The sequence below is a fragment of the Psychrobacter sp. 1U2 genome, from assembly GCF_051847575.1.
The window spans coordinates 23,236-29,744 of the sequence record NZ_JBPYDC010000028.1 but is presented as its reverse complement, the minus strand read 5'-3'; the positions used below and the strand labels follow the sequence as shown (position 1 = coordinate 29,744).

Annotated in this window: 5 protein-coding genes; 1 reads left to right on the top strand and 4 read right to left on the bottom strand. The window is 44.5% G+C overall.

All coding sequences use genetic code 11. From position 1 onward, the window contains the following. The 4 genes from cspE to ACS8FD_RS11565 form a co-directional block, all read right to left on the bottom strand. Entirely contained in the window at nucleotides 1–210 is a 210-nt protein-coding gene (gene cspE, locus ACS8FD_RS11580) for a transcription antiterminator/RNA stability regulator CspE (protein ID WP_025644841.1), read from the bottom strand. 239 nt (nucleotides 211–449) lie between these two features. Beyond that, nucleotides 450–872 carry a YbaN family protein gene (locus ACS8FD_RS11575; protein WP_439275998.1) on the bottom strand — a complete coding sequence of 141 codons (423 nt, stop codon included), beginning with the start codon at nucleotides 870–872 and terminating at the stop codon, nucleotides 450–452. A gap of 216 nt (nucleotides 873–1,088) precedes the next feature. Beyond that, nucleotides 1,089–1,577 (bottom strand): hypothetical protein, encoded by a 489-nt coding sequence (locus tag ACS8FD_RS11570; protein WP_439275997.1) that lies wholly within the window; start codon nucleotides 1,575–1,577, stop codon nucleotides 1,089–1,091. A gap of 339 nt (nucleotides 1,578–1,916) precedes the next feature. After that, nucleotides 1,917–4,889: a valine--tRNA ligase gene (locus tag ACS8FD_RS11565; RefSeq protein ID WP_439275996.1), complete on the bottom strand. Its 2,973-nt coding sequence runs from the start codon at nucleotides 4,887–4,889 to the stop codon at nucleotides 1,917–1,919. A 310-nt stretch (nucleotides 4,890–5,199) separates the two neighbouring features. Here ACS8FD_RS11565 and ACS8FD_RS11560 point away from each other — a divergent pair, with 310 nt between their 5' ends. Further along, nucleotides 5,200–6,387 (top strand): formate/nitrite transporter family protein, encoded by a 1,188-nt coding sequence (locus tag ACS8FD_RS11560; RefSeq protein ID WP_439275995.1) that lies wholly within the window; start codon nucleotides 5,200–5,202, stop codon nucleotides 6,385–6,387. Nucleotides 6,388–6,509: the final 122 nt, after the last annotated feature.

The following is a 6,509-nucleotide window of genomic DNA, read 5'->3' as shown; positions in this document are numbered from 1 at the left end:
TTAGATAGCAACGATGTTATGTGCTTGTGGGCCTTTTTGGCCTTGAGTTACAGTGAACTCAACTTCTTGGCCTTCAGCCAAAGTTTTGAAACCAGAACCAGAGATTTCGCTGTAATGAGCAAAAACGTCTGCGCCGTTTTCTGGAGCGATAAAACCAAAGCCTTTAGCTTCGTTGAACCACTTAACTGTACCTTTTTGAACGTCTGACATGTTGATAATCCTACTTTTTAATTTATTGATGGTCTCATTGACCGGTAACGCTTGCAAATAGCTACTGACGATAAATATTAAAACGAAGGATTATAACTAATACTACGAGGTAATGATTTGTGCAGAACTGCTCTTAAGCTTGTGGGTATTATAGAAGCCTTATCGCACTATCGCAAGCGATATATAGCTTTTTGTGTAACTGGTTACAAATAAACATTTTTTATGGCTAACTTGTTGTTTTATTTGGCATTTGGCAAGCGAAAAAGATAAATAGCAACGCTTGTACAGACGATGGCGACGAGCCAAGCCATCCACATAAGATCATCGGGCAGTCGATAAAACAGCATAGCCGTGGATAAACCCATCATGATAGTCGCCAGCCATTTTGCATACCAAGGCACCGCATGATTCTCTTCCCAATCGCGGACAAACTTACCAAAATACTTATGATTAATCAGCCAAAAATGAAAGCGTCTCGAGCTGCGTGCCCAGCACCCTGCTGCCAAGAGTATAAAAGGTGCGGTCGGCATCACTGGTAACAATACGCCGATGATACCCAGCACAAAAAATATCCAGCCTAGTATCACAAACGTCCAGCGCACCGTTGGGCTATTAGACTGATTGGTCTTGGGACGATAGTAAAAGGCTTTTTTGTCAGTCATATTGATTACATCAATGCTAATGGGTGTTTCGCTAATGGGAGTGGCAAAGCTATTTTTATAAATCAACAATCATGCAATAAAGACTAATTTGGCTCAATATTATTTTTGCATTTTTATGTGGTTGTTTCATATCTAGCGGTCTGTCTCAACCATCAGACCAAAAAAAACCACTTACAGCAGACGCCAAAGTGGTTTTTGCTTCACTTTAAAAGGGGCTTATACTAATAGCAGCACAATCACAGTGAAGATGACGAAGTAAATAAAGACGCCCGCAATCGCATAAAATGTTTTAATCTCTTTATTATTAATCTCAATCTTACTAAGCGTCGTGCCAAGCTTGAGCATAGAGATGGCAAAAAAGTAAAATGCTAAAGCCAATAGCGTGATACTGATAATGAAGATCACTACCGGAGAGACGATACCGAAAAAGGTCTCCGTGCCTGGGAACAGAATCTTACCTTTGATAACCAGTATCAGTAGTACGGCAGCTAGACCTGACGCAGAGGCATGAAAAAAGATAATATCATGCCAAGAAGCCGCGGTTCTATAGAAGCTGTTTTCGATGCCGAAATTGGTCTGGGCGTTATCAACTTCGGTTGCTCCTCTTTTTCCGACGGCTCTATAAGAGTTAATCTTACTGACTGTAATCAGGAAGGTGAAAAAAGTAAAAGCAATCCACAAAAAGACGTACAAGTTCAGACTCATAACTACCTCAAGACTTATATAATTATGCGTTCAATATATCATTTATATCAATCATATTATGTATTAATAAGACTAACAAGTGCACGCATTAGTTATTAGGTTGGCTACACGCTGAACAATTTGGTAGTAATAAGGCAATCAAACTTGTCCCCCCTTTCTTACTGACATAAAAAAACCGCTACGGCTTGAGGCGGTAGCGGTATTTTGCCCTAGGTAGCTAAAACTTAATTTTAGATACTAAGGGTGAGTTGTAAATTGACCATAGCTACCTTACAAGTATTAAGTAAATTTCTATAATTTGAAATTACAAAATGTTAGTAGTATTAATATAGTGTTGTTCTACAACGCTCTAAGCTCCTCCATCTGCCCCGCCATTGCTTTAAGCTGCCCTTCAAGCTCAGCCAATTTAATCTTTTCAGCATCGACCACTTCCGCAGGCGCTTTACTCACAAAGCCTTCATTACTAAGCTTACGTGAGATGCCTTCGGCTTGCTTTTGTAGCTTCTCGTAGGATTTACCGAGACGATTTAGCTCTGCCGTTGGATCGATCAGTCCTTTCATTGGTACAAGGACGCGTAGCTGACCAATCATACTTGATGACGATAGCGGTACTTCATCGCCCTCTTTTAAGATGGTTAAGCTCTCAACTTTGGCTAATGCCTTAAACTGATTGGCAATACGGGATAGACGCTGCTCTTCATCCGCTGAGATATTCTGTAACAGCACTGGCAGGCGCACCGCATTACCCAGTTTCATCTCACCGCGGATATTACGCACGCTCGCGATCAGCTCTTGTAGCCAGTCCATATCAGCCTCGACTTGCTCGCTAATGAGCTCACTATCAGTTTGCGGATAGTCGGCGATGACGATGCTGTCGGTATTTTTGCGATTCACTTCACCACTGATGAGCGGAGCTATGGTCTGCCAAATCTCTTCGGTGAGATACGGCATAATCGGATGGGTGAAGCGCATGGAAGTCTCAAGCACATGCAGCAGTACGTAGCGGATTTGCGCTTTACGCTCGTCTGTTACTGAGTCGTCATTGAGACTGGCTTTGGCAAGCTCAACGTACCAGTCGCAGTACTCGTTCCAGATAAACTCATAGATATCATGGCTGACCATGTCGAGACGATACTGGTTAAAGTGCTGATGGATATTTTTGACGCTAGAGTTTAGACGACTCATAATCCATTTTTCAGGTAGCTCCCAGACCTCTGGCTTGGCGTTTTGATCGATAGGCAGCGCGCTTCCCTCTTTATCGACACAGTTCATCAAGACAAAACGGCTGGCGTTCCAGATTTTATTACAAAAGTTACGATAGCCCTCAACTCGTTTCAGATCAAAGTTGATATCACGGCCCGTACTAGCGAGCGAGGTAAAGGTAAAGCGTAGCGCGTCCGTACCATAAGCGGCGATGCCCTCGGGGAACTCTTTACGCGTTTGTTTTTCAATCTTGGCGGCGTCTTTTGGGTTCATCATATTGCTAGTGCGTTTTTCTACTAACGTCTCTAAATCAATGCCATCGATGATGTCGATAGGATCTAAGACGTTACCTTTGGACTTAGACATTTTTTGACCTTGGCCATCACGGACTAATCCATGCACGTAGACGGTCTTGAACGGCACTTGCGGCGTGCCATCATCGTTCTTCACAAAATGCATGGTCATCATGATCATGCGCGCGACCCAAAAGAAGATAATGTCAAAGCCGGTGACCAGTACGCTAGTCGGGTGGAAAGTCTCTAGCACTTTTTTATCAGCAGCCGGATCAGCCCAGCCAAGGGTGCTAAACGTCCATAGACCTGAGCTAAACCAAGTATCGAGCACATCATCGTCTTGGCGTAGTTTGATATCGTCGCTGAGATTATACTTACTGCGTACTTCGGCTTCATCACGTGCTACGTATATTTCGCCCGTGGCGTCGTCATACCAAGCAGGGATACGATGCCCCCACCACAGCTGACGGCTGATACACCAGTCCTGCAAGTCGGTCATCCACGCCATATACATGTTTTTATATTGTGCGGGAACAAATTCGATATCGCCATTCTCGACCGCATCAATAGCAGGTCCCGCAAGTTTGTTCACCGCGACATACCACTGATCAGTCAGCCACGGCTCAACGATAACGCCACTACGATCACCGCGTGGCGCTTTTAGCGCATAGTCCTCAACCGCCTCAAGCCAGCCCTCTTCTTGTGCTTGTGCCACCATCTTGATACGGGCAGTGAAGCGCTCAAGACCAGCGTAGCTATTGCTCTCGTGATCGCTAGGTGTCATCTCCAAGTTAGGCTCACGAGTTTGCAGATCAGGGTAGACTTCCATCTCAGCCAAGATATTGGCATGAGCGTCTAGTACGTTGATTAGCGGTAGGTGATGACGGCGGCCGAGTTCATAGTCATTAAAGTCATGCGCAGGGGTTATTTTCACACAGCCGGTACCGAAGTCGCTTTCGACATAGTCGTCGCTAACGATAGGTACGACGCGGCCGGTAATCGGGAGCGTTATGGTCTTGCCGACTAAGTGCGCGTAACGCTCATCGCTCGGATTGACCGCGACGGCGGTATCACCAAGTAGCGTTTCGGGGCGGGTAGTAGCAACGACTAGATAATCTTTACCGTCTTGCGTGCGAACGTCTTTATCAGTGAAGTGATAACGAAAATGCCAAAGGTTGCCTTTTTCATCATGGTTTTCGACTTCTAAATCAGATAGCGCCGTTTGGAATTTAGGATCCCAATTGACCAAACGCTTACCGCGATAAATAAGCCCTTCATCAAATAGACGCACAAACACTTCTTTCACCGCATTAGATAGACCGTCATCCATGGTGAAGCGCTCGCGCGACCAATCGACTGAGCTACCCAAACGGCGAATCTGGGTAGTGATATTATCACCTGACTCAGCTTTCCATTCCCAAACTTTATCAATAAAAGCGTCGCGGCCTAAATCGTGGCGCTTAATGCCCTCGGCGTTGAGTCGACGCTCTACTACCATTTGCGTGGCGATACCGGCATGATCGGTACCTGGCTGCCATAGCGTATTATCACCATCCATACGGTGGAAACGCGTGAGCGCATCCATAATAGCGTTATTGAAGCCGTGACCCATATGCAAAGAGCCTGTGACGTTCGGCGGTGGCAGAGCAATGGAGAAAGACTCGTTTTTATCGAAGGTTGGCTGGAAGTAGCCGCTCTCCTCCCAGCCTTGGTACATGCCCGCTTCTACTGCGCTTGGATTATAGGCGTTCTCTAATTGGCTTAGCGCGGCTTGGATAGACTGGGTTAGGTTGGTGTTAGAATTAGGATTGCTCATAAGAAGTAAGTCTTTTATTAATAATGAAGGTAAGAAATATAGATATAAATATAAGGTTAATCACGAATAGAGTGATTTTAACGCAGATAGCTAGTTTTTGTTAGCGTTAAGGTGATTTATCAGCGCAGATTTCAACGCTATTATTAATTGTTATTAAACAATCAACAACAGCAATCCGCCTAATGCTAAATATAATGGAGTATAGTACTTTCACAGCGACTGCTTGATACTGAAATACTAATATTAAAATTTAAGAATATTGAAAATATTGATAATATTGTTACTAGACATACAAAATAGCGAGCCTGCCGTGCCTCAAAATGACAATAAAACACAGAATGTACCAAACGACACTTCTGATACTCAAAGTCAGCAAGAGGTGCAGGGACAAAGCACCGATTCTGACTCTGTTTCTAAGCCTGTTTCTAATATTGACTCTGATTCGATGGCCATCGATAAAGAGGATCTAGAAACTAGCGAAAATAATGCTAATGACGGCAAAGGTAGTGCTAATAATAGCGAAGATAACTTGCCACAAGCCGATAGCGAGTCTAGTAGTGATGTCACCGAAAACCTAACCGACGAAGACTTCCCTGCAGACTTCAGCGATGAAGAAAAAGAAACCATCAAAAAAGTCGCTAGCGATGACAACTTAAGTAAAGCCAAAAGCTCAGCGAGTATCTTAGTCGAACAGTTCATCGATGCCAAAGAAACTTTTGGCCGCTCGTTAGGCTCCTTATTTACTAGCGCCTTTACCGCAGGACTTGAGATTGGCATTAGTTTTTTTGTGATTTTATCCGCTTTTGCCCTGCTCAAAGACGTTCTGCCAAATAACTACGCTATGGTGCTGTCCTCCTTGCTGTATCCGATCGGCTTTATCATCGTTGTCATTGGGCAATCGTTATTATTTACCGAGCAAACCTCCCTACTAAGCCTGCCTGTCCTCAATAAGATTGAGCCTTTGCATAAACTGCTACGACTTTGGGGTATCGTTATCGCGGGTAATGTCGTCGGTGGCTGTCTGTTTGCCGCTTTGATGATTGGCCTAGGCCTTAATATGAATCTATTTACCGTAAGCGCTATCGATGCTTATGCCGAGCATGTCTTAGGCTTTAAATGGTGGGTGATATTTGGCAGCGCGGTACTCGCCGGCTGGATGATGGGTATCGCCGCTTGGCTTGTGACCTCTGCGCGCGACACTATTAGCCGTATTGTCTTGGTGACACTGATCACCGGTAGCATTGGCTTTTTGGGACTGCATCACAGTATCGTCGGCAATGTCGAAGTTTTTGCCGCTTTGATGTATGGCAGCTACGTCACCCTCACCAATTATATGCTATTTTTATTTGTCGTATTAGCCGGTAACACCGTAGGCGGTGTAGTGTTTGTGGCGGTGCTTAAAAACCGCACTTTCTTATTCGATGTGGCTAAAGTCCGAGAACAAAGCGCTGAGGACAAGTCTAATAAGTTAGCACGGCTTAACGGACGCGAGCGTTAAGCCGTGCTAAAAGTCTTTATACTAAAATACTTTTAGTCCGAACAAACCACCAAAAACCCCATAGTTAACGTCTATTACGAAGCGAGCTATGGGGTTTTCTACGAGTAACTGTAAATAAAACT

Bases quoted from the DNA above. Each gene is read 5' to 3' on its own strand.
- cspE (WP_025644841.1), bottom strand. From the start codon at position 210: ATGTCAGACGTTCAAAAAGGTACAGTTAAGTGGTTCAACGAAGCTAAA.
- ACS8FD_RS11575 (WP_439275998.1), bottom strand. From the start codon at position 872: ATGACTGACAAAAAAGCCTTTTACTATCGTCCCAAGACCAATCAGTCT.
- ACS8FD_RS11570 (WP_439275997.1), bottom strand. From the start codon at position 1,577: ATGAGTCTGAACTTGTACGTCTTTTTGTGGATTGCTTTTACTTTTTTC.
- ACS8FD_RS11565 (WP_439275996.1), bottom strand. From the start codon at position 4,889: ATGAGCAATCCTAATTCTAACACCAACCTAACCCAGTCTATCCAAGCC.